Origin of the sequence: Chryseobacterium sp. PvR013, from assembly GCF_017833095.1 — a bacterium.
Taxonomy (GTDB): Bacteria; Bacteroidota; Bacteroidia; order Flavobacteriales; family Weeksellaceae; genus Chryseobacterium; species Chryseobacterium culicis_A.
In genome coordinates this window covers 2,463,134-2,483,524 of sequence record NZ_JAFIBT010000001.1, presented here as the reverse complement: position 1 = coordinate 2,483,524, position 20,391 = coordinate 2,463,134, and the positions used below count along the sequence as shown (strand labels likewise).

The following is a 20,391-nucleotide window of genomic DNA, read 5'->3' as shown; positions in this document are numbered from 1 at the left end:
ATAATGAATATATTATATATCCACCAATATTTTGTAACCCCTCAGGAACCTGGAGGAACAAGATCGTATTGGCTGGCACAGGAACTTATTAAAAACGGGCATAAAGTCACCATGCTCACCTCATCATCCAAATTTTCAGAGGATATTAAAGTTGTACAAGTTGATGGTATTGAAGTCGTTTATATAAAAGAAGACTATGACCAGAATATGAGTGTTTCCAGAAGGTTAAAGGCTTTCTTGAAATTTATGTACAAATCGTCTGTGCTGGGATTGAAACAGAAAGATATCGATTTGGTGATTGCTACATCTACTCCTCTTACGATAGGTATTCCGGCACTTATATTAAAATGGTTTAAAAATAAACCTTTTGTTTTTGAAGTAAGGGATCTATGGCCGGAGGTGCCTATACAGATGGGAGCCATAAAAAACAGTTGGACAATAAAAACGACTCGTCTGCTGGAAAAAACGATTTATAAAAATGCTTCCCGTGTTATTGCACTTTCTCCCGGTATGCAGGATGGAGTTGTAAAATATATTCCAAAAGAAAAAACATCAATGATTCCTAATATGGCTAAAATGGATGAATTCTGGCCAAGAGGAAAAAACGATCAATTGATGGAAAAGCTAGGCTTAAAAATAGATTCCTTCAAAATAGTGCATTTTGGGTCTCTGGGATTAGCAAATGGAGCTCATTCAATTATTGAATCCGCCAAATTATTAAAAAATAGAGAAGATATAGAATTTTTGTTTGTAGGAGGTGGTTCTACCGAAAATGATTTAATAGAGGAAGTAGAAAAAAACAATCTTAAAAATGTGAAATTTCTCGGTAAGTTCCCTATGACTGACGTATCTGAGATTGTTAATTTTTCGGATGTTTCTGTGATTTCCTTTTTGGATCTGCCGATTTTGTATACCAACTCTCCCAATAAACTTTTCGATTCTTTGTCTGCAGGAAAACCAATTATTGTAAACTCTGCCGGATGGACAAAAGATATAGCTGAAGAATACCATTGCGGATATTATGTAAACCCAAACCATCCGGAAGAACTTGTACAAAAAGTACTTTATCTGAAAGACAACCCTGATGTGGTAGATAAAATGGGACAGAATGCAAGGAAATTGGCTGAAACAGTTTACGACAAATCTATTTTGTGCAAAAAATTTGTTGAAGTTATCGAACAGACAGAATAAATGGTCAGGAGAAAGAATTTCGTACATAAGAGTAAGTAGGTATTTGTTCAATCATTTTTTAATGCTAAAACTACCTGAATTTTGAAGAATAATCTTTTAAAAAGCTTTTAAAGTAGGGTATTTTATTTTTTTTGTATTTGACAATCTGAGCCTTACAAAAGCTTTGAAAGAAAAGGAATAGGTTTCTTTGGAAAAGCTAAAAAAAGCTATATATTTGCACCAGTTAAAAACAACGCTTTTTAATTGATCCGGTAGTTCAGCTGGTTAGAATGCCGCCCTGTCACGGCGGAGGTCGCGGGTTCGAGTCCCGTCCGGATCGCAAAAAGTCTTCTAGAAATAGAAGACTTTTTTTATTTATAGCTATACAGAAAAAAAATTATAAATAGATCTTTACTGTTTATTTACACGGTGAGTTTAAAGGATTATTAATATAATCTTTCCCCTGAGGAGGTTGTACAAAATAAGGCGTTCCATAGGTGTTTCCGGATCGGAAAAAATCAGTTGAAATAACCTGGGCACCACTGCTGAAAGCAGCCTTAGATCTTGTAAAATCATTAGTTTTAGCTTCATAAGTTTCAATGTCAGATCGTGTTCTTACCATATAACCTTGTTGTACCAGATTTTGTATTTCTTTCTGTCTCACGATTGCGTTATCTCTCAATATAAATCCGGCAAAAGAATCATCCGGTTCACTGTTCAAAAACATCACCCTTTCCTTTAATGATCCATCAATGAGATAGGGATTGTTTTTAGAAGATAAGGTTCCGGCACTACCGGGAAGCAGCATAAACATGAATTTCCCTTTACTGTCATTAAGCTTTGGCCAGTTGTTGTGGGTTACAGCTTCTTGAAGTGTCCTGTATTTACCCTGAACTTCTTTTGGGGTGATGATTTTATCCTTTCCCAGATAGTGTACAATTTCTTCATCCAGCTCATCATAAGCTTTTTTATCAAAGGGTAGTACTTTTGTACTGTTTTCAAGAATAGGAAAACCGGAATCCTTGGCTTCAATCATCATGAAGACTGGAGTATGTTCCGGATATTGATCAGACCATGTTTTAAGAGTTGTAAGCGCATCTTTTAAAGTAGGATAGTGTGTTCTGAAATCTATATCTGCCATATGAAGTACTTTGAACCCCGGCTTATTGAGTCCTTTGGTATTCAATGGAGCCAGATCAGTGATTCCTTTGGCTTTTAATACCTCATACGTTGCAGGATGGCTGAATCTGCCGCCTTCAGGATCATAATAAACATCTATTTCCAGTCCTCTCAGATTGGCGTTGAGCTGCTCTGTGAAGTCAGGATGATTATAGTTTAATCCCTCTTTCATATCCATTCCGTAAGGATGATACTCTTTAAATTTGGCTTTTTGCTCCTCAGACATCATACTGCTGTATTTTTGCATCATTCCGTTAATGATAGGAGCTACCAGATCCAGTACTTTTGGATCTGCCGGCTGGGCATAAGAATTGTGAGTTCCCACAATCTGCAGCTGATTGATTCTTACATTCTGGCATTTATCCTGTGCCTGTACCAGCGCTGTCATACAAAATGCAGCTCCATATATATACTTTTTCATATGAATAAAAAACTTTGATTAAAAATTGAAATTGAATCCCAGTTGCCCACGTATTCCTGAGTAGGAGATATTTTCTACGCGATCCTTTGTTCCCATATAATAGCGGTTGGGTTCATTAAAAATATTGTTGAGTTCTACAAACAGACGGACTTTTTTTGTAAGGCTGTAAGAAGTGGAAAGGTCTACCGTGAAATTTTTATCAAAATACTGATAATGGTCAGCTCCGGCAGCAGCTCTGATTTCGCTTACATAATTTCCTTTATAATTTCCGGCAAGACGGATCATCAGCTTACTGGTTTCATAAAACAGGATCGTATTGAAAATATGCTTTGCCTGATTAGGAATTGTGGTAGACATAGTTCCTGTCTGTTTGCCGTTTTCATAGACCGGCATATTCATTTTAGAAGAAATATAAGTGTAGTTTCCTTCAAAACCTATGTTTTTCAAAAATCCCGGGAGATTTTCAAAACGTTTAGATATCCCGAATTCAAAACCAAAGAGCTTGGCTCCCTCCAGGTTTTTAGGAGCAGTAAACGTATAAGTTCTTCCTGCCAGATCTACCACAGACTGATCTTTATAGATGAGATTGGTGATATCTTTATAGAATACTCCGGCTGTTATCAGATCAAGTTTTCCGAAATAGTTCTCAAACATAAGATCAAAATTATTTGAAAATGTAGGATCCAGTTTGGTATTTCCCTGAGTGATGGTGTTGGTGATATCATTAACGATGGTTCCGGGATTTAGATCATTAAAATCCGGCCTTGCAAAAGAGCGGGTATAAGCCAGCCTCAGGATGCGGTCACTACTGATATTCCATTTCATATTGACCATCGGAAGAACTACATTGTATGTTTTATTGTCCTTAATGTCTTCCATTTTATTATCCTTATCAGCTACTACTTTTTTGCCCCAGAACGTAACATCATTATATTCATTTCTGAAGCCTCCCAATACCTGAAGTTGTTCTGAAATCTTCCATGTTCCCATCAGATAAGCAGCCCATACATTTTCCGTACCTCTGTAGGAACTGGTAATATTAGAATTGCTGTCTTTACTGCTCACCTGCATCAGTCCTAAGCTGTTTTGAGTACCCGGATTGTACATTTGATCAATCTGTGCATTGGTCATCTGATCAATGATTACCGCATTGTAAGGATTTCCTAATGGATTCATGAAACCTCCTTTATACGGAAAATTCTCGCGCTCAAGCTGATTCAGATAAGTGACCGGAGTTCCGGGGACTCCCAATGAGGATTTGGGCATCCAAACAAGCAGAGAACTGTTGACGATTTTGTTTTTATTGTTGTATTTGGTCCCGAATTTAAGCTCAAAATTATCGGCAACTTTATATTTAATATCCATTTGCCCTCTGAGATCTGTTTCGCTGTTGCGGTTTTGGCTCAAGATTATTTGATTTAATTTAAGCTTATCTGCAGCTATTGCCTGCTGGTTGTATGGCTGAGTGTATCTTCCCGTGTCACCAATGCCGTCCGGAGCATCCATTGCCATATATTTTCTTCCGTCAGCAGACAGGTTTCCATAGGTCATAGGCTGTATGAAATTGACCATAGGATAACCTCTTTCATAAGGATCAAGATTGTCCGGAGAATTGAATTTAAACTCAGAACGTGCTTTGGATAAAGACCAATTAACCTCCATACGCTGTCCTACCTGATGATTACCACTCAGCTGCATAGAGTACAGGTCCGTAAGATAATCTGCATGACGAGCCTGCAGAAGGACATTTTTACTGTCAAAATTAAAATAAGTTTCCCTTACCGACTGACCGTCTTTATATTGGCTGTATAATGCTTTTGCATATAATTTATTCCTGCTGTCTATCTCATAATCCAATCCTAAATTGAACCCTAAAGTTCTTCGGTTAGCCAGATAGTCACGAAGCTGCAGCTGATTGATAGAATAGGAGGCTGTTTTATCTTTCAGACCGTAGTTGTAAATATTTCTCATCTGATCAATAGCTGTAGAACGCTCCCAGATCACTGCTGAGGTAATGAATTTCAGCTTATCAGTAATTTTATTCCCGTAGACAATGGAAGTATTGTAAGTAGGGGATTTGGACATGTTGACATAGCCCGAAGCCATACTTATAGCCAGAGTTTCTTTATTGGGTGAAGTTTTTGTGATAAAATCCACATTTCCGCCAATGGCATCTCCATCAAGATCGGGTGTTAACGCTTTAGATAAACGCACATTCTGAATAAGTTCCGAAGGAAAAATATCCATCTGTACCCCGCGGTTGGCATTATCACCGCTGGCACTCGGCATTCTGTTTCCATTCAGAGTAGAAGCTGTCCACTGAACAGGTGTTCCTCTTACTGCTACAAAACGTCCTTCACCCATATCCCTTTCGATTGATACTCCCTGCATACGTTGTACGGCGTCTGCGGCATTCCGGTCCGGAAGTTTTCCAATAGCATCAGCAGAAAGTACTTCTGTGATGGTATTGGAGTTTTTCTTCATCGTAATCGCTCTGGCTTGTGATGCTTTATATACACTGGTAACAACTACTTCCTGAAGATTGTTTTCTTTAAACTTAGCTCCGAATTTAATTAATCCAAGATCTACTTCCTTTTTATCCGTAACGGTGAAAGGGATGTAAACACTATCATAACCTTTATATTCTACAACAAGTCGATAACTTCCGTCATAAACAGTATTGAGAATAAAAGAACCGTCAGTGTCAGAAGTTATCTTTTGTCCGCTGTTTTCAATATAAACCAGGGCATTAGGTAGGTTTGCCTGACTGTCTACTACGGTTCCGTGAACGGTAGTTTGTGCAAAGGCCAATGGGCCAAGAAGAAAAAATGCTGCTTTTGTTAAAAAAAGTCTTTCTCGTGACATCCTTAAAAAGTTTGGTGCAAAGATGTCAGCTCCTTCAAAAGTTTTGGTTCATTTAAATTTTATGCAACTTTTTCTGTGGAGTTCGAGGTGAACTGTATTGTAAATCAGTATGTTGCTAATATTAAATAATTGTAACTAATGAACAAGCTGGGAAGGAAGACAGTCAAATTCCTTTTTAAAATATTTATAAAAAGTAGATTTGGATTTAAAACCACATTGAAACGCAAGATCTGTTACACTGACCGAAGGGTCTTCCAACAAAATCTGTTTGAAGTGCTGTATACGGTTTCTGTTGGTGTACTCATGGAAATTGGAATGAAGATGTTTATTAAAAGTGATACTTAAATCTGCCTTGCTTATTTTCAAATGGCTGGAAAGCTGGTCTAATGTAAACTCTTCATCCAGATATTCATGGCTCTCCTTATAGAACGAGATGATAGCATTCAGTACAGTCTCAAAATCTATTTTTGAAAGATCCTTATACTGATAGGTTTCTTTGGACGCAGAAAAATCTGCTGTATTTTGCTGTACCTGTAGTTTGTGCTGGTACGTTAAAATATAAACGTACAAAATCCACCCGAACTGGAAAAGAAACAGGAGGCTGTAGATCTTCTGATAGATCAAAGTATCCCAACCCAGCTTGTAAACTGTCCAGAACATCAATACTCCCAGCAATACATAACAAACCAGATAACGGAAATTACCGGCTACAGGATGAGTAATATTTTTGCGGTATTTTGTAAGTAAGTAAATGCACAGCACAAGACAGGCAATCCAATAATAACTATAATAAACGAAATAGGACTTATAAGATGTGATGGCCAGATCTGCCCAGGAAAGATCAAGCATCTTTGCAGAAATAGCAATCGCATGATGAATGACCACCAGAGTTAGCGGAACAATAAGGTACTTAAGTTTATCTCTCCATTTTGCGTGGATTAAATGCGTAGTGATATATAAGAAAATAAGACCTTTAAAAACACGAAGGCTTCCCGGAATTTCATACAGAACAGATTCATAGCCAAATCTTTGGATAATGAAATATTCATAGCCCATATCCAGAGTAACCACTCCGATATACAGGAGCAGCATATTCAGTACAGATTCTCTGTTTTTGATAAGAGACATGAGCAGCGTAAGGGTGATAAGTGCCTGTAGTACAACTACCATAATGATGTATAACATGATAACTGATATTTTACCAAAATTATAGATAATATGGAGATGGATTCTTTAACAAATTATTAAATATCAGCTTAAAAACAGACAGATAGTTAAGGGGTAAATCCTGATCCGTTTTTCAGGGATTTTCCGGTTTTGTACATTGAGCGGATATTAGTACTTTAGCTAATAAGCATACACCGAATGTCCAAAGGAAGATTTATTTTGTTTGCAATACTTAAGACTTGGCTGATTTCCACTTTGGTTTCCTTCGTATTTTTGATTCTGTTTTTAAGCCTTACCAAAGAAGTAAGAAATCCACCGAGAAACTGTGACATGAGTGGATTGGTCTATGGTTTTACCCTTTTCTGGATAGTATTTTTGAGTCTATTGTCTTTAAGCAGTCTGCTTTCTCTTTTAAAACCGTTCCAAGGAAAATTAAAAACCGCAGTATGTTGGTTTCTTTTACCTGTTATAGCTTCTGTTTTTTCCTTTTTCACTATTACTGATGGAAAGATAGATGGTGAGGAAACGATTATTTTTCTGATTATGAATCTACCCTGGCTGGCTTTTTGGATGTTTTACTATTACAGATTCAATATCCGTTTCAATACAATCAACCACTGATATTATTATTCATGAAAAAACAATTTCAAAACTGGACCCTCTTTTTTCTGGCAGGAATCATTGCCATCATTGCCGGATTGATTGCCTCTGTTGTTCTCATGACAGGATCATCTGCCGAAGACGGATTATTCGGAATGTATATTTTGTTCAGTCTGATTCCCATATTACTCGTGATTATCATAGACCGGATTCTGGTATGGAAATTCGGAAATAAAAATGTCAATAAAGTTCAGTTTGCCATACTGTTTTTTATTATCCTTTTATGGATTGTAAGATTTGTAGTGAACCTTTTTCTTTAAACGATCATGATGAAAAACCTGTTTTTATTCTGTATGATAATGGTCTCTGTAATGATTTCTGCACAGCCTTTTATCTTAAAATCCATAGGAGAAGCAAAAGAATTCAGGCTTACGCTTTATTATGGAGCTCAGGGCAAAGGAGCTTTTGTGCAATATTCAGGGAAGAAAGAAATCATTCCTCTACAGGTAAAAAGCTTTACAGTAGACGATAGCGGAAGAAATGACGGGCAGCCTGATATTGAGTATTATGTCTGGAATGAAATCATCGGAGGCAAAATTACGGGAGTATATACTTTCGAAATGATGCATCATACAGCTTCAAACATTACCTATACAAGAGGGAAGGACAACAGAATATTTAAGATGGAAATGATTGAGGATGAAAAGAAATATGACGGAAGCAGTAAATATCTTCTGCATAATGCTGTCCTTACCTTTAATCACTTTTATAACAACCATTTTACGATTGCTTATCCTGACGGGAAAAAGACCGCTATTGAACTTTCGGCTCCGGATAAACCCTCTTTTACCAGGCAGAGTATTATAGAGGATTATAACTTTGACGGGTATGATGATATCGCATTTTCTGTTCCCGATGAAGGAATGGGTGTTTACAGAACATTTGAAATCTATCTTTATAATCCCGGAAGCAGACGCTTTGAAAAACTTAAAGAACCGGATTATTTCCGCTCAAGCTGCTCGTGTCTATGCGATGTGACAGTAGAAAAGGATAAAAAACTTTTAACAACAGGATGCAGGGGAGGAGCCAGATGGCATGAGGATACTTACCGGTTTAACAAAAAAGGAACTTTAGAATGGATTTCTACAAAAGAAAATACCGATGAATAACGTCCAGCTCAATGTCTTGAAATATCTTTAAAATCTATGTTTTTTTTAGATTATTCAACGATAACTCCTCATTTACAGTGATAAAGCCTCCGTTTTTTTACGGTATTTTTAAGAATGTCTTTTATGATTCAAATTTAGGTCTGATATTTGTACTGGGTAGCCAAACTAAATGGCCGATTTATTTATGAAAAACATATCTGTGAAAAAATCTATTCTTTATGCATGTTTTTGCGCTGTTTTCCTTGTTTCCTGTAAAAAAGAAATAGAAAAAATAAGCGATACTTTTAAAGACACTGTTTCTTCTTCGGAAGTTGCGGAGGTAGAAAAGGATTCTATAAAGAAAGATTCTGTTCCTGTCGTAAAAAAAGAATCTGTTCCGCCTGTTATGCAGGAGAATGGTTTTTATAATGCTTTTGTTCTTCCAAAGGATAAAAAGATGCGTGATTCTGTTTATGCAGAATTCAGCAAGAAATACAGTGTAGAAGAACGAACTGCTATTTTAGCTTTAAACAGGCTGGACTCTAAGAGTAAATGGAATTCTGATACATTGGTAGTTCCTGCGAAAATAGATACAACATTGATGGCGTATTCACCGTTTCCTATGCAGCTGGATGTATTGAGCGGGGTGAAAAAGTTTGTCATCTTCTCATATCCTATACAGGCTTTTGCCGTATATTCCAATGGAAGTCTTGTGAAATGGGGGCCAACGAGTATGGGGAAAAAAGCTGCCCAGACTACAAGAGGGCTTACTTTTGCCAACTGGAAAAAGAAACTCGCAATTTCTACCGTGAGCAGCGAGTGGAAACTTCCCTATAACTTTAATATTCACAATATAGGAGGAATCGGATGGCATGAATATACCCTTCCTGGATATCCAGCTTCCCATTCCTGTTTACGATTGCTGAGAAGAGATGCCCAATGGCTGTATTCCTATGCAGATACCTGGATTCTGAACCCCGGAGGTGCTACAACCAAAGCCCGAGGTACAGCTGTAATGGTATTCGGAGATTATAAGTGGGGCGGAAGAAAACCATGGAGAAACCTTTTGGATGATCCTAATGCCAATAATATTTCTGTAGAAGAGCTGACGAAACTTTTAGAACCGGACGTTCCGAAAATGCTTAAAGAACAAAGCAACAGAGAAAAAGTAGCGGATTCTATCAAAGCAGCAAAAGCCGCAGCTACACCTATTCAGAATGAAAAACCTATAGAACCTGTGTCTAATTAATTTTTTTTTCAAACTGTAAAGTAGATTCTTCAGCAAACGATCTAAGCTTAAGCATTTCCTCTTTACCTTTATGTTGTCCGAATCTGGCAGCAATATAAGTAAGAAGAATAAAAAATAACATGATAAAAGAAGCGCTCAGTGCCCAAGGGTATTCGGCGCTTTTTATTTGCTTTTCTACGTAATACATAGTGAAAAAAGTCATCCATAGGATAGAAAAAGAAAAATACAGGAACATAAAGAAGGTCCATACTGCAGAACTGGGTCCGAACACTCCGCGTATTGTGGTATGTTCATCTTCTATTTCTACCCGTAAGGCAAGATGAGGTTTCCAGTAGTTATCATACTCTGTTTTCACCCAGATGGTGGCAACTTCTTTATTGATATTCCCGGAAAACTCGTCTTTATGTTCTTCTATATATTTTTTCAGATTTTCAGCATACTCTTCCTTGGTAAGATGAGTAAACATTTTAAATCTGGGCCGGGTTCTTATTTTGTCTAAGGTGGTTTCTTCAGTATTCATATGTTTATTCTTGATAAGGAATCGGATCTTGCAGGGTGAATCTTACTGTGAGCCTTTCATTTTTCCTTTGAATGATCATGGTAATATTCCGGCCTTCGCTAGACTTCATAATCTCTACAATTTTTTCCAGTGTCATCTCAGAAGTTAGATCTCCGTTAATACTCAGAATTCTGTCATCCTTTTTAAGGCCTGCTTCATAGGCTGGTGAATCCTTTCTTACTCCAGCAATGGAAAATATAGGTTTTAAACTAAATTTATACTGAAAGGCATCCTTATATACTTCATTCACTACCGTAGCTGATTTCTGAGTTTCAATAGTTATTTTGTCCTGCTGCCATTCCAATCCGTCCTGCTTGAAATCCAGCCCGCTCATATTAAAGTGAAATGGATCATTAAAAAAACGGTTTTTTTTCAAATATAATTTTTTAGCGGGATAATCAAAAGCTACTGTAAACCTCCGCATAATTTCGCTGCCTACAGAACCTTTTCTGTTTTCCACTAAAGTAACGTGCTGTATTGAGTATTCATCCGGCATGGCGGTAAGAGGTTTTTCAAACTTAAAGCTACCCAAATAAAAATTATGAATACGACTTCTTTTGCCCAAAATATCTCCATTGAAACCACGGCCAAGAAAATCATCAATATTAGGTCTGTTGTACACAAAGTTTTTAATGAGAGTGGGAAAGAGCCAGATCGCATCGTTATTTCCAAGGTCAATCAGAAGCTTTGAATCTTTCTTCTCATTCGTCATTTCTACTCCGGCATAAAGATAAGGCTTATCCCTTTCAATGGTAATAGGGAATTCTTCAAATTTTCTGACTTTCTTTTTTAAAAGATCAGAATTTTCATAGACCGTTAATTTTTTTGAAATATAGTCGATATAAACAGGATGGTCTTTAAAAAACTGATATCCAATCACTCCGTTTACGGGAATTCCTACATGGGAAGAAATGTTAAACTCTTCATCAAGAATGATATAAAGAGACATGGAAGTATTTACAATTTCATCACCTATTTTGCCCATATTGCGCTCAGACTTCAGTCCATCAATACTTAAGCTTCCCCCAAGTCCGGAAAATTTTACTTTTTCAACATTGCTTAGCTTCACTTCTTTATTTTCCAGGCTAAAAAGAATAGTTTCCGAAACCCCGGTATCCAACAGAAAGGTAAGTTCAGCACCATTAACATTGATAGGAATAAAGATAAGATTATTGATAAACTGAAAAGGAATAACCGCTTTTTTAGTATTGATGAGTTCAAAAGAATTCTGGGCATTTACAAAAATGCTTAGAAATAATCCCAGTAAAAGCAATTTAAATTTCATTTACTGAATTTAGTGAATTTATCTATATGATAATAAAAAAACATTCCAAAAGCTGGAATGTTTATATAAACTACAATGAAGTAGTGTTTTTTGTTGAATTTATTTTAAAATGCTTTCTTTTTATTTTGAAAAGAAATCCATCAAATCCATATAGTTCTTCTGATTGACCCCATGACCACTCATATATTCTCTGAATGTGAAGTAACAGCTAAGGTCGTAAAGAAGATCTGCTGCTTTTCTTCCCCATTCAAGTGGGATCACAGCATCATCCGTACCATGAGAAATGAAGAAACGAAGTCCTTCCAGTTTCTTTTTATCTTTTACAATGCCGTCTAGAATTTTCTCTTCAGGATAACTGCTCAGACATGCCACATAGTTGAAAAGTTCAGGGTGCTTTAAGGCCAGCGCATAGCACAGTATTCCTCCCTGGCTGAAGCCGCAAAGATGAGCTTTACTTTCCGTCAGCCCATAGTGATTGATAATCTTTAGCATACTTTCCAGAACTGCATGTAAAGATTCCTTTGCCTGGGGAACATCGATAAAGTTTTCAGGATCATTAAAATTGATATCATACCATGAGTATCCTTCAAATTGAGTATCACGCGGAGCTCTGAAACTTACAATAATCCAGTCATTGGGAAGCGTTTCCCTGAAACTGAAAAGATCCTGTTCGTTACTGCCGTAGCCATGAAGCATAAAAAGAATAGGGGTATTTGGGGTAATATTTTCCGGTTCTCTTACTAGATAATCTAAATTCATACAGCAAAGATAATTAAATTACCTACAGAATCTTAAGTTTTATTATTCACACAATGAACTTCTGCTGCATGATGGTTTATGTGTAATGATTATTTCTTTAGAGTATATTTTTGAATTTTTCCCGGGCTTTTTCTTTTTATTGATTTGATATTATTTGGAAATCTTTATTGGAAAATTTTCATAAAAGTTATTTTTATATTAATAAAAAACTTATATTTGAAACATTAAAAAATCTATTTGGAGAAATGAAGCAATTTTACAATTCAAAAAGTTTACTTAGACTTTCTTTTTTATTCGTTTTATTATTTTCTGTAATTACCGTTGTGAATTCTTGTAAAAAAGATGATGACGAAGAGTTTCAGGATCATGTGGTTCAATTCGAGGTGAAAACAACTGCCGGAGGAAACATCATAAGTGTTGTTACGCAGGTAGGTACAGCTCAGAACACAATATACAATACACCACAGTCACCTGTGACTTCACCATGGACAAGCGGGGAATTCTTCGTGAACTCCAGCCAGGCACAGTTGAATCTTGATGCAAATGCATCAATGCCTGATGATAATTCTGAATTAACGATCAATCTTTATATAGATGGAGAAGTTGTAAGAACTGTTAAGAAGAAAGGTAAAGGTGTACTTGTTGCTTCTATTGATTACAGTTTCCTAGAACCATAAAAATTATTTATTTTTAATATTTATAAAAAAACCGCTCTTAAGGCGGTTTTTTTATTCTTCAATCATACGCTGTTGTACAGCTCTGTTGATCAGTTCCGTGGAATTTTTTGCATGAAATTTCTGGAGCAGATTTTTACGATGGGTATCTACAGTAAGAGGACTTAAAAACAGTTCCTCAGCAATCATATTACTTGTTTTCCCCTGGGCTACCATCTGTAGTATTTGTTTTTCTCTTTTCGTAAGCCTGGGTGCAGGCACTTCATTTTGAGAAGGACGGCTGATGATCAGTTTGGTTTCATTGCAGAACACAATATCTCCGGAAAGCGCACCTCTTATGCATATTACCAGCTCATCAATAGAAGTGTTCTTGAGAAGGTAACCACTTGCTCCGTTTTGTATAGACTGCATAATGATACTTCTTTCAGAACGGTTGCTGAACATGATGACTGACGTATTCGGGGATATTTTTTTTATTTCCCTGCAAAGTTCTGTTCCATTGGCATCAGGAAGCGTAATATCCAGTAGAATAATATCTGCCATTTGTGACCGGACAAAGTTTATCGTTTCTGTACCGGACGCAAAACTTCCGGCTACATTAAAGAAAGGCTGGCTGTTCAGCATCATTCTCAATCCTTCAATCACAATAGGGTGATCATCTACGATGACTATATTTATCTTTTCATTCTCCATGGATGTTGAGTTCTATATTAATTGCTGTTCCCTGATGATCAGAAGTGATCTCCATTTTTCCTTTCAGGTAGTTGACTCTGTTTTTAAGATTACGAAGCCCCATACTTTTGGTGGTATTCTCTCTGTTTTTATCAAATCCTTTTCCGTTATCTTCAATGGTGATCAGAAAATTTTCGCCGGATTGAGAGCATTGAAGTAAAATGTTGTTGGCCTCAGCATGTTTTACCGCATTAGCCAGTAATTCCTGTACAATCCTGTAAATATTAAGCTGGATATTCAAAGGTAATGTCTTTTCAATATCAATAGCCTGAAAATCTATGTCGAGGTTTTTTCTACTGTAGAATTCACACAAATCCTGTATGGCAGTTTCCAAACCAAAATTAAGCAATGATTCTGGCATTAAATTTCTGGCGACGTGGCGCAGCTCACTTACAGAACTATCCAGCTGACCCAAGATTTTATAAAACTCTTTATCCTTTTCCGGATTCAGATGGCTGGAAGACCAGGTGGAAAAGTTAATTTTAACCCCTGCAAGCATTCCGCCCAAACCATCGTGAAGATCTCTTGCAATACGTTCTCTTTCTCTTTCTTCTCCATCAAGGATGGCTTTCGTCAGTGATAATTCCTCCTTTTGCTTGATATCATTGAGTTTCTGTTCATTTATCTTTTTATTTTTTCTGAAAATGATAAACAGGAAGAGCAGAAGACTTAAGGCTAACAATAAAACAAGACCCATTCCCCATAAATAAGAATTCTTCTTGTTTACTTCCAGATCTTTTTGATTTTTTTCAGCATTTAAGGTTGCTATTTTTCTTTCTTTTTCAGCGGTGTTGAATTTAGATTCAAGTTTGTTGATTTCAAGCTTTACATTCTCAGTATTCAGACTATCGTTGAGTTTAGAATATTTTTGCTCCCATAGAAGCGCTTCTTTGGTATTTCCCAATTCTTCATTGAGTAATGAAAGTTGTTTGTAAAAGGTTTTTCTGTTATTAAGATCAATGGTCAGAGATTTTTCTGTTAAAACATCCTCCAAAGTAGCCTTGGCTTCCTTATATCTTTTGAGTTTTTTTAAAATATCATATTTGTTGAAATAAAACATTTGAGCCAGAAGATTCTGATTGTACTTTTGGGTATAAAAAATTCCTTTTTCTATCACAGGAAGAGCTTCTTCATTCTTTTGACGGGTAATATACAAAAGAGTTTTGCTGTAATAATAAAACGCATTGGATGAAGATTCCGGATAACGACTGATGAGTTTTTCAGCTTTATTTAAATACTTTTCAGCCTCATCTCCGTTAGCCTGATAACAGAAATTGTTGGCAGAATTGAGATAGGTGAAAAATAGCTCAGCAGAATTCGGATAGTGTTTTTCCAGAATTTTTAGCGCTTTGCCATTATAATCTTCAGCTTTTTTAAACTGGGCATTATAAGTAAGAATCACTGCAAGCTGAGTATACAGGAAACCTAAATTTCTGTTGCTTTCATATTTTTCAACCAGAGGAATACTTTTTTCAAGCATCATCTTCACCAAAGGAATATAACCTTCCTTATCCTTTTGAGAAACTCCGTAGCTGTACCAGGCAAGAGCCTGAAGAAAATCAGATTCCTCATTTTTGAATTTTGATAAAGACCGGATGGCTTGCTGATAGGAAACTGCAGCTTTCTTTTTATTCCTGTCCAGATTATATTGTCCTTCGTAATAATAATATTTTGCTGAGATAAAAGGATGGCTTTGAGCCAGTAATTTTCCGTTTGCAAGATATTTCTTACTCAAAACAGAGTCACTGTTTCTATAATAATTTGATAAAAGTAAAGAAGCCGTTGCTTTTGAAGCATCGGGAAGATGCCCTTTTGTAATAGTTTGTAAGCTGTCTATATAAGCTTTCTCATTAAGCGGAATGATTTGTTGGGATTGTAATTTAAAAAACAAAAACAGGCTTAGCAGGACAAGTAATCTCTTCATTATGGATCAGTTCTGTAAAATATTTTTTTAAACGCTCAATTTAATTAAAAATTTCAGCATAAAAAATACCTGAATTTAGGTAGAAAAAATTACTTGTTTTTCAGGATTGATAGACGAAGAGGATGCTCATAGCTTTGCAAATATCAAATCATGAATCATAGAATATTCAATATAGTAACTAAAATTTAAACAAAAAGATTATGAAAAAAATGAAAATGAATCAGCTGCTAAGAGGCACATTCGTTGCTGTAATAGCGGCATTGCTTATTGGGTTTACAGCTTCATGCAGTAAAGATAATGACGACAACAATGTGAATGGAGCCGGGAAAAGCCATAAAGTGGTTTTTAAAGCCATCGCTTCTTCGGGAAGTAATATTGATGTGGCCGTTTACGGAATTGATGGTAACCCTACCACAGCATCAAGTCTTAGCGGATCAACCTGGAGCAGCCCTGAAATAACCTCAGAACCTGGAGCATACACTGCCAATGCTGCTGTAAATGCTATCGGACCGGACGCTTCCGCTACTTTGAAAGTTCAGATCTGGGTAGACGGAGAACTTAAGAAAGAAGGAACTTCCAGTGGACAGTATTTGTCAGCTTCTACAAGCTATACATTTTAATATCAAATTATTTTAGGACATAAAAGCGGCGCTGAGAAAATCTCAGCGCCGCTTTTTATATGGTGTTTAAGCTTAGCCTACTTTTACAATAAAGTAGCTTTTCTTACCTTTTTGTAATAATAGAAATTTACCGTCGATAAGATCAGTTTCATTGGCGGTAAAAGTATCATTTACTTTTTGCTTGTTTACAGAGATTGCATTTCCTTTAATCTCTCTTTGCGCTTCACTCTTAGACTTTAAGAATCCTGATTTTTCAGAAAGAAGCTCAACAATATTCACTCCTAAAACATCGGTTTTTGCAATTTCTTTCTGAGGAACTCCATCAAAAACTTCAAGGAAAGTTTCTTCATCAAGACTTACAAGATCTTCAGCTGTGGAACGCCCGAAAAGAATTTCAGAAGCTTTCAGTGCTTTTTCATATTCTTCTCTTCCATGTACCCAAACGGTAACCTCTTCAGCCAGTCTCTTTTGTAGTTTTCTTTCGTGTGCCGCTGTTTTATGTTCTTCAATTAAAACTTCAATTTCTTCTTTTCCTAAGAAAGTATAGAACTTGATGAATCTTTCAGCATCATCATCAGTAGCATTCAGCCAGAACTGGTAGAATTTGTAAGGAGACGTCTTCTTTTTATCCAGCCAATAGTTTTCTCCACTTTCAGACTTCCCGAATTTAGAACCATCCGCTTTTGTAATCAAAGGAACTGTTAATGCAAATGCTTCACCCTGAGCTTTTCTACGGATCAGTTCTGTTCCTGTAGTGATATTTCCCCACTGGTCAGAACCTCCCATCTGTAGCTTTACATTGTTGTTTTGGTATAGGTGAAGGAAATCATATCCCTGGATGAGCTGGTACGTGAATTCTGTAAAACTCATTCCGTCAACCCCTGCGTCTCCGGAAAGTCTTTTCTTTACAGAATCTTTAGCCATCATATAGTTGACGGTGATATTCTTCCCTACATTTTTAGCAAAATCAAGGAAAGAAATATTCTTCATCCAATCGTAATTGTTAACCAGTTCAGCTTTGTTGGGTTCATTTCCTTCAAAGTTTAAGAATTTTGAAAGCTGGTTCTTTAAACAGTCAACATAATGTAAAAGAGTTTCTTCATCTAAAAGATTTCTTTCAGCCGATTTCCCGGAAGGATCTCCAATCATTCCTGTAGCACCTCCTACCAAAGCAATGGGCTTGTGGCCATGCAGCTGGAAGTGAGCTAAAATTTTTATCTGGATAAGACTTCCGATATGTAAAGAATCGGCAGTAGGATCAAAACCAATATATGCAGTAGTTACCTCTTTATTCAGTTGTTCATCGGTTCCTGGCATCATATCGGCAAATAGACCACGCCATTTCAGTTCTTCTATAAAGGAATTCATTGATTTTTAACTTTAAAATTTTAAGATGCAAAGATAGTAAATTCAGAAGTATTAAGGGGAAAAAAGCAAAAGAGTGAAATGGTCTCAAAATAGGAGAGTGAAATCATAAAATCATAAAAACTTTTTAGCTTGAAAATTTTATAAACAAAGCCATCCATCTTTCCATTATTTTACTTTTTGTCACTTTGCTTTTTCGCCTCAAATAATCTATATTTGTTATTAATGAACGACGAACAGCTATTCCTGCTCATACAGAAGGCCAAGGATAAAGACCAGAAGGCCCAGACTAAACTCATTAATGTTTTTTGGGTGGATGTTTTCTCTTTTGTCATGAAAAAGGTGAGAGATGAAAATGATACGGATGAAATCACCGTAAATGTTTTTTCAAAAGTATTGTCGAAACTGGATATGTTCGATCCTCATTTTCAGTTTAAAACCTGGATTCTTACCATTGCCCAGAATACGGTTATTGATTTCTGGAGAAAAAAGAACCGTGATAATGAAGATGCCGTGGAAAATCTGGATGAAGTTAAAAATCAATACGCAAAATCTCCGGAAGAACTTCTGATTTCTGAAGAAGAGCAGAAGAAGATCATCAAAACAATAGAATCCCTGGATGCCAATTATCAGGATATTATCAAATTGAGATTTTTTGAAGAAAAAAGCATCAAAGAAATTGCTGAAGAACTGGGAATTTCAGTAGCCAATACCAAAGTACGGGTAATGCGTGCTAAAAAAGTCTTAGCCGAATTGTTGAAAAATAACGAGTTTGACGATAATTAAAAAGAATATATTCAATAGAAACGGGCTTTAGCCCGTTTGCTGAAAAATAGAAATTCAAAAGTGGCTTTAGCCAAAACTTAAAGTCATCATATTTATTTAGAAATACACTTCCTCTTTTGTTTTCGGAAGAATTATTTTTTGCTGCTTTTCCTGATTTCTGTTCTGAAGATTGATCTTGAGTCCCTTTTTAATATAGGTTTCCTTTAAGGATTTACCATATTCAGCCGTGTTTTCCACTTCTTTTGAATAGTTCAGCTGACCTGTTGAAAGATTAAAATCAATATCTTTCCAGTAATCGCCCGGTCTTCCTGAAGTGGAAGAGGTTCCTATGAGTTCAAAATGCCCGTTCTGAAATCTATATTTATCTGTAACATCCCATTTCCAGCTGCTTCCTCCGTTTTGGGAAATGATCAGAATGCCTTTTTCTATTTTTGTTTCTCTGTAAGGATCACCCATCATACCGCCGCCATTGCTTTCCATAACAGCATTTCTAGATTTTTCAAGGATTGTCCATGCTCCGCCTGCCTTTTTCAGAATTTGAATTTCACGGATGTTTCCCATATCTGTAGTGTCCTTTGTATTATAAATAATTACTTTTTCAGGAATTTTATCTCCATCAAGATCTCCGTCTACCGTTTCAATGATACTAGAACCCGAAGGCTGAAATTGTTTTTGGGCAACACAAAATGTTCCGCATACTGCAAATAAAAGGAAGAATGTTTTTCTCATAAAAATATTTTGAAGAGATAAATATACAAATGAAATTTTGAATTATCAGTTTCATCAATATTTCCGGTTGATGGTTTCCATTAAAAAATCCTTAACTTTGAACTTCAATTTTAGAAATGGAAAATTCAGTTCAAGACACTACCGTTCAAAAACCAAAATGGATCCGCGTAAAACTTCCTACCGGAAAGAATTACAGAGAGCTGAGAACTTTGGTTGATAAATATAAATTAAATACAATTTGCCAAAGCGGAAGCTGCCCGAACATGGGAGAATGTTGGGGTGAAGGTACAGCTACTTTCATGATTTTAGGAAATATCTGTACAAGAAGCTGTGGATTTTGTGGCGTTAAAACAGGAAAACCCCTTGATGTAAACTGGGATGAACCTGAAAAAGTAGCCAGATCAATCAAATTAATGAAGATCAAACATGCCGTTCTTACCTCTGTAGACCGTGACGATCTGAAAGATATGGGATCTATTCTTTGGGGAGAAACAGTGAATGCTGTGAGAAGAATTTCTCCGGGAACTACGATGGAAACTCTGATTCCGGATTTCCAGGGTATCACAAAACACCTTGACAGATTGGTAGAAGTAGCTCCGGAAGTGATCTCTCACAATATGGAAACCGTAAAACGTTTGACCAGAGAAGTGAGAATTCAGGCTAAATATGAAAGAAGCCTTGATGTATTGAGATATTTGAAAGAAGCTGGCCAAAGAAGAACCAAAACAGGGGTAATGCTCGGATTGGGAGAAACTAAAGATGAGGTGTTCCAGACTATCGAAGATATCAGAAATGCCAATGTAGATGTTATTACTATGGGACAATATCTGCAGCCGACTAAAAAGCACCTTCCTGTAAAAAAATTCATCACTCCGGAAGAATTTGATGAATTCGGTGATTTTGCCAGAAGTTTAGGGTTCAGACATGTTGAAAGTTCTCCTCTTGTAAGAAGTTCTTACCACGCAGAAAAACATATTCACTAAAATATAAACCGTTCAGAAATGAGCGGTTTTTGTTTTTTTAGGTAGCAGAGATTAGGTTGTAGGGATTAGGGATTAGGGATTAGGGATTAGAGAGTGAAAGGGCTTCCATTTGTAATAACGATTTCCATCATTCCCCTCCTCTGGAGGGGTGGCGAAAATTCAAAGAATTTTTGACG

19 protein-coding genes and 1 tRNA gene are annotated in these 20,391 nt (G+C 36.4%); 10 read left to right on the top strand and 10 right to left on the bottom strand.

The features are described 5' to 3' along the window. The first annotated feature begins 3 nt into the window (after positions 1-3). Together JOE44_RS11160 and JOE44_RS11155 are read left to right on the top strand one after the other, a co-directional pair. Positions 4-1,191, top strand: a complete 1,188-nt coding sequence (locus JOE44_RS11160; protein ID WP_209785643.1) for a glycosyltransferase family 4 protein — start codon at positions 4-6, stop codon at positions 1,189-1,191. 245 nt (positions 1,192-1,436) lie between these two features. Beyond that, positions 1,437-1,510, top strand: a tRNA-Asp gene (locus tag JOE44_RS11155). Between the two features lie 78 nt (positions 1,511-1,588). On the opposite strand, the gene JOE44_RS11150 is transcribed toward JOE44_RS11155, so the two are convergent. The 3 genes from JOE44_RS11150 to JOE44_RS11140 all read right to left on the bottom strand — a co-directional run bounded on the left by JOE44_RS11150 (position 1,589) and on the right by JOE44_RS11140 (position 6,820). Beyond that, positions 1,589-2,770, bottom strand: coding sequence for a phosphatidylinositol-specific phospholipase C domain-containing protein (locus JOE44_RS11150; protein WP_209785642.1), 1,182 nt, complete (start codon positions 2,768-2,770; stop codon positions 1,589-1,591). Positions 2,771-2,788: 18 nt separating this feature from the next. Continuing rightward, positions 2,789-5,635, bottom strand: a complete 2,847-nt coding sequence (locus tag JOE44_RS11145; protein ID WP_209785641.1) for a TonB-dependent receptor — start codon at positions 5,633-5,635, stop codon at positions 2,789-2,791. A gap of 135 nt (positions 5,636-5,770) precedes the next feature. Beyond that, a complete protein-coding gene (locus JOE44_RS11140) occupies positions 5,771-6,820 on the bottom strand; it encodes a response regulator transcription factor (RefSeq protein ID WP_209785640.1) in 1,050 nt (349 codons plus the stop codon). Between the two features lie 180 nt (positions 6,821-7,000). On the opposite strand from JOE44_RS11140, the gene JOE44_RS11135 reads away from it, so the two are divergent. The 4 genes from JOE44_RS11135 (at position 7,001) to JOE44_RS11120 (ending at position 9,799) form a co-directional block, all read left to right on the top strand. After that, positions 7,001-7,423: a hypothetical protein gene (locus tag JOE44_RS11135; RefSeq protein ID WP_209785639.1), complete on the top strand. Its 423-nt coding sequence runs from the start codon at positions 7,001-7,003 to the stop codon at positions 7,421-7,423. 11 nt (positions 7,424-7,434) lie between these two features. Continuing rightward, positions 7,435-7,722: a hypothetical protein gene (locus tag JOE44_RS11130; protein ID WP_209785638.1), complete on the top strand. Its 288-nt coding sequence runs from the start codon at positions 7,435-7,437 to the stop codon at positions 7,720-7,722. Between the two features lie 6 nt (positions 7,723-7,728). After that, positions 7,729-8,571: a hypothetical protein gene (locus tag JOE44_RS11125; RefSeq protein ID WP_209785637.1), complete on the top strand. Its 843-nt coding sequence runs from the start codon at positions 7,729-7,731 to the stop codon at positions 8,569-8,571. 199 nt (positions 8,572-8,770) lie between these two features. Beyond that, positions 8,771-9,799, top strand: coding sequence for a L,D-transpeptidase (locus JOE44_RS11120; protein ID WP_348635054.1), 1,029 nt, complete (start codon positions 8,771-8,773; stop codon positions 9,797-9,799). On the opposite strand, the gene JOE44_RS11115 is transcribed toward JOE44_RS11120, so the two are convergent. The 3 genes from JOE44_RS11115 to JOE44_RS11105 all read right to left on the bottom strand — a co-directional run bounded on the left by JOE44_RS11115 (position 9,792) and on the right by JOE44_RS11105 (position 12,402). Then, entirely contained in the window at positions 9,792-10,319 is a 528-nt protein-coding gene (locus JOE44_RS11115) for a hypothetical protein (RefSeq protein WP_209785635.1), read from the bottom strand. The genes JOE44_RS11120 and JOE44_RS11115 overlap by 8 nt on opposite strands. A 4-nt stretch (positions 10,320-10,323) precedes the next feature. After that, on the bottom strand, positions 10,324-11,643 hold the full coding sequence (locus JOE44_RS11110) for a PDZ domain-containing protein (protein WP_209785634.1): 1,320 nt from the start codon (positions 11,641-11,643) through the stop codon (positions 10,324-10,326). A 120-nt stretch (positions 11,644-11,763) separates the two neighbouring features. Beyond that, positions 11,764-12,402 carry an alpha/beta hydrolase-fold protein gene (locus JOE44_RS11105; protein ID WP_209785633.1) on the bottom strand — a complete coding sequence of 213 codons (639 nt, stop codon included), beginning with the start codon at positions 12,400-12,402 and terminating at the stop codon, positions 11,764-11,766. A 245-nt stretch (positions 12,403-12,647) separates the two neighbouring features. On the opposite strand from JOE44_RS11105, the gene JOE44_RS11100 reads away from it, so the two are divergent. After that, positions 12,648-13,079 (top strand): hypothetical protein, encoded by a 432-nt coding sequence (locus JOE44_RS11100; RefSeq protein ID WP_228421792.1) that lies wholly within the window; start codon positions 12,648-12,650, stop codon positions 13,077-13,079. 51 nt (positions 13,080-13,130) lie between these two features. Here JOE44_RS11100 and JOE44_RS11095 read toward each other — a convergent pair whose 3' ends face one another. Together JOE44_RS11095 and JOE44_RS11090 are read right to left on the bottom strand one after the other, a co-directional pair. After that, positions 13,131-13,769, bottom strand: a complete 639-nt coding sequence (locus tag JOE44_RS11095) for a response regulator transcription factor (protein WP_209785632.1) — start codon at positions 13,767-13,769, stop codon at positions 13,131-13,133. Then, positions 13,759-15,732: an ATP-binding protein gene (locus JOE44_RS11090; protein ID WP_209785631.1), complete on the bottom strand. Its 1,974-nt coding sequence runs from the start codon at positions 15,730-15,732 to the stop codon at positions 13,759-13,761. The genes JOE44_RS11095 and JOE44_RS11090 overlap by 11 nt, the downstream gene beginning before the upstream one ends. Before the next feature lie 200 nt (positions 15,733-15,932). Here JOE44_RS11090 and JOE44_RS11085 point away from each other — a divergent pair, with 200 nt between their 5' ends. Next, positions 15,933-16,352 (top strand): hypothetical protein, encoded by a 420-nt coding sequence (locus tag JOE44_RS11085; RefSeq protein ID WP_209785630.1) that lies wholly within the window; start codon positions 15,933-15,935, stop codon positions 16,350-16,352. 72 nt (positions 16,353-16,424) lie between these two features. Here JOE44_RS11085 and tyrS read toward each other — a convergent pair whose 3' ends face one another. Beyond that, complete coding sequence (gene tyrS, locus JOE44_RS11080) at positions 16,425-17,720, bottom strand: tyrosine--tRNA ligase (protein ID WP_209785629.1); 1,296 nt, start codon at positions 17,718-17,720, stop codon at positions 16,425-16,427. A 222-nt stretch (positions 17,721-17,942) separates the two neighbouring features. Between tyrS and JOE44_RS11075 the strand changes: the two genes are divergently transcribed. Next, positions 17,943-18,503, top strand: coding sequence for a sigma-70 family RNA polymerase sigma factor (locus tag JOE44_RS11075; RefSeq protein ID WP_209785628.1), 561 nt, complete (start codon positions 17,943-17,945; stop codon positions 18,501-18,503). 96 nt (positions 18,504-18,599) lie between these two features. Here the strand turns inward: JOE44_RS11075 and JOE44_RS11070 are convergent, their stop codons facing one another. After that, on the bottom strand, positions 18,600-19,232 hold the full coding sequence (locus tag JOE44_RS11070; protein ID WP_209785627.1) for a hypothetical protein: 633 nt from the start codon (positions 19,230-19,232) through the stop codon (positions 18,600-18,602). A 116-nt stretch (positions 19,233-19,348) separates the two neighbouring features. Between JOE44_RS11070 and lipA the strand changes: the two genes are divergently transcribed. Continuing rightward, entirely contained in the window at positions 19,349-20,215 is an 867-nt protein-coding gene (gene lipA, locus JOE44_RS11065) for a lipoyl synthase (protein ID WP_105683859.1), read from the top strand. Positions 20,216-20,391 lie beyond the last annotated feature (176 nt).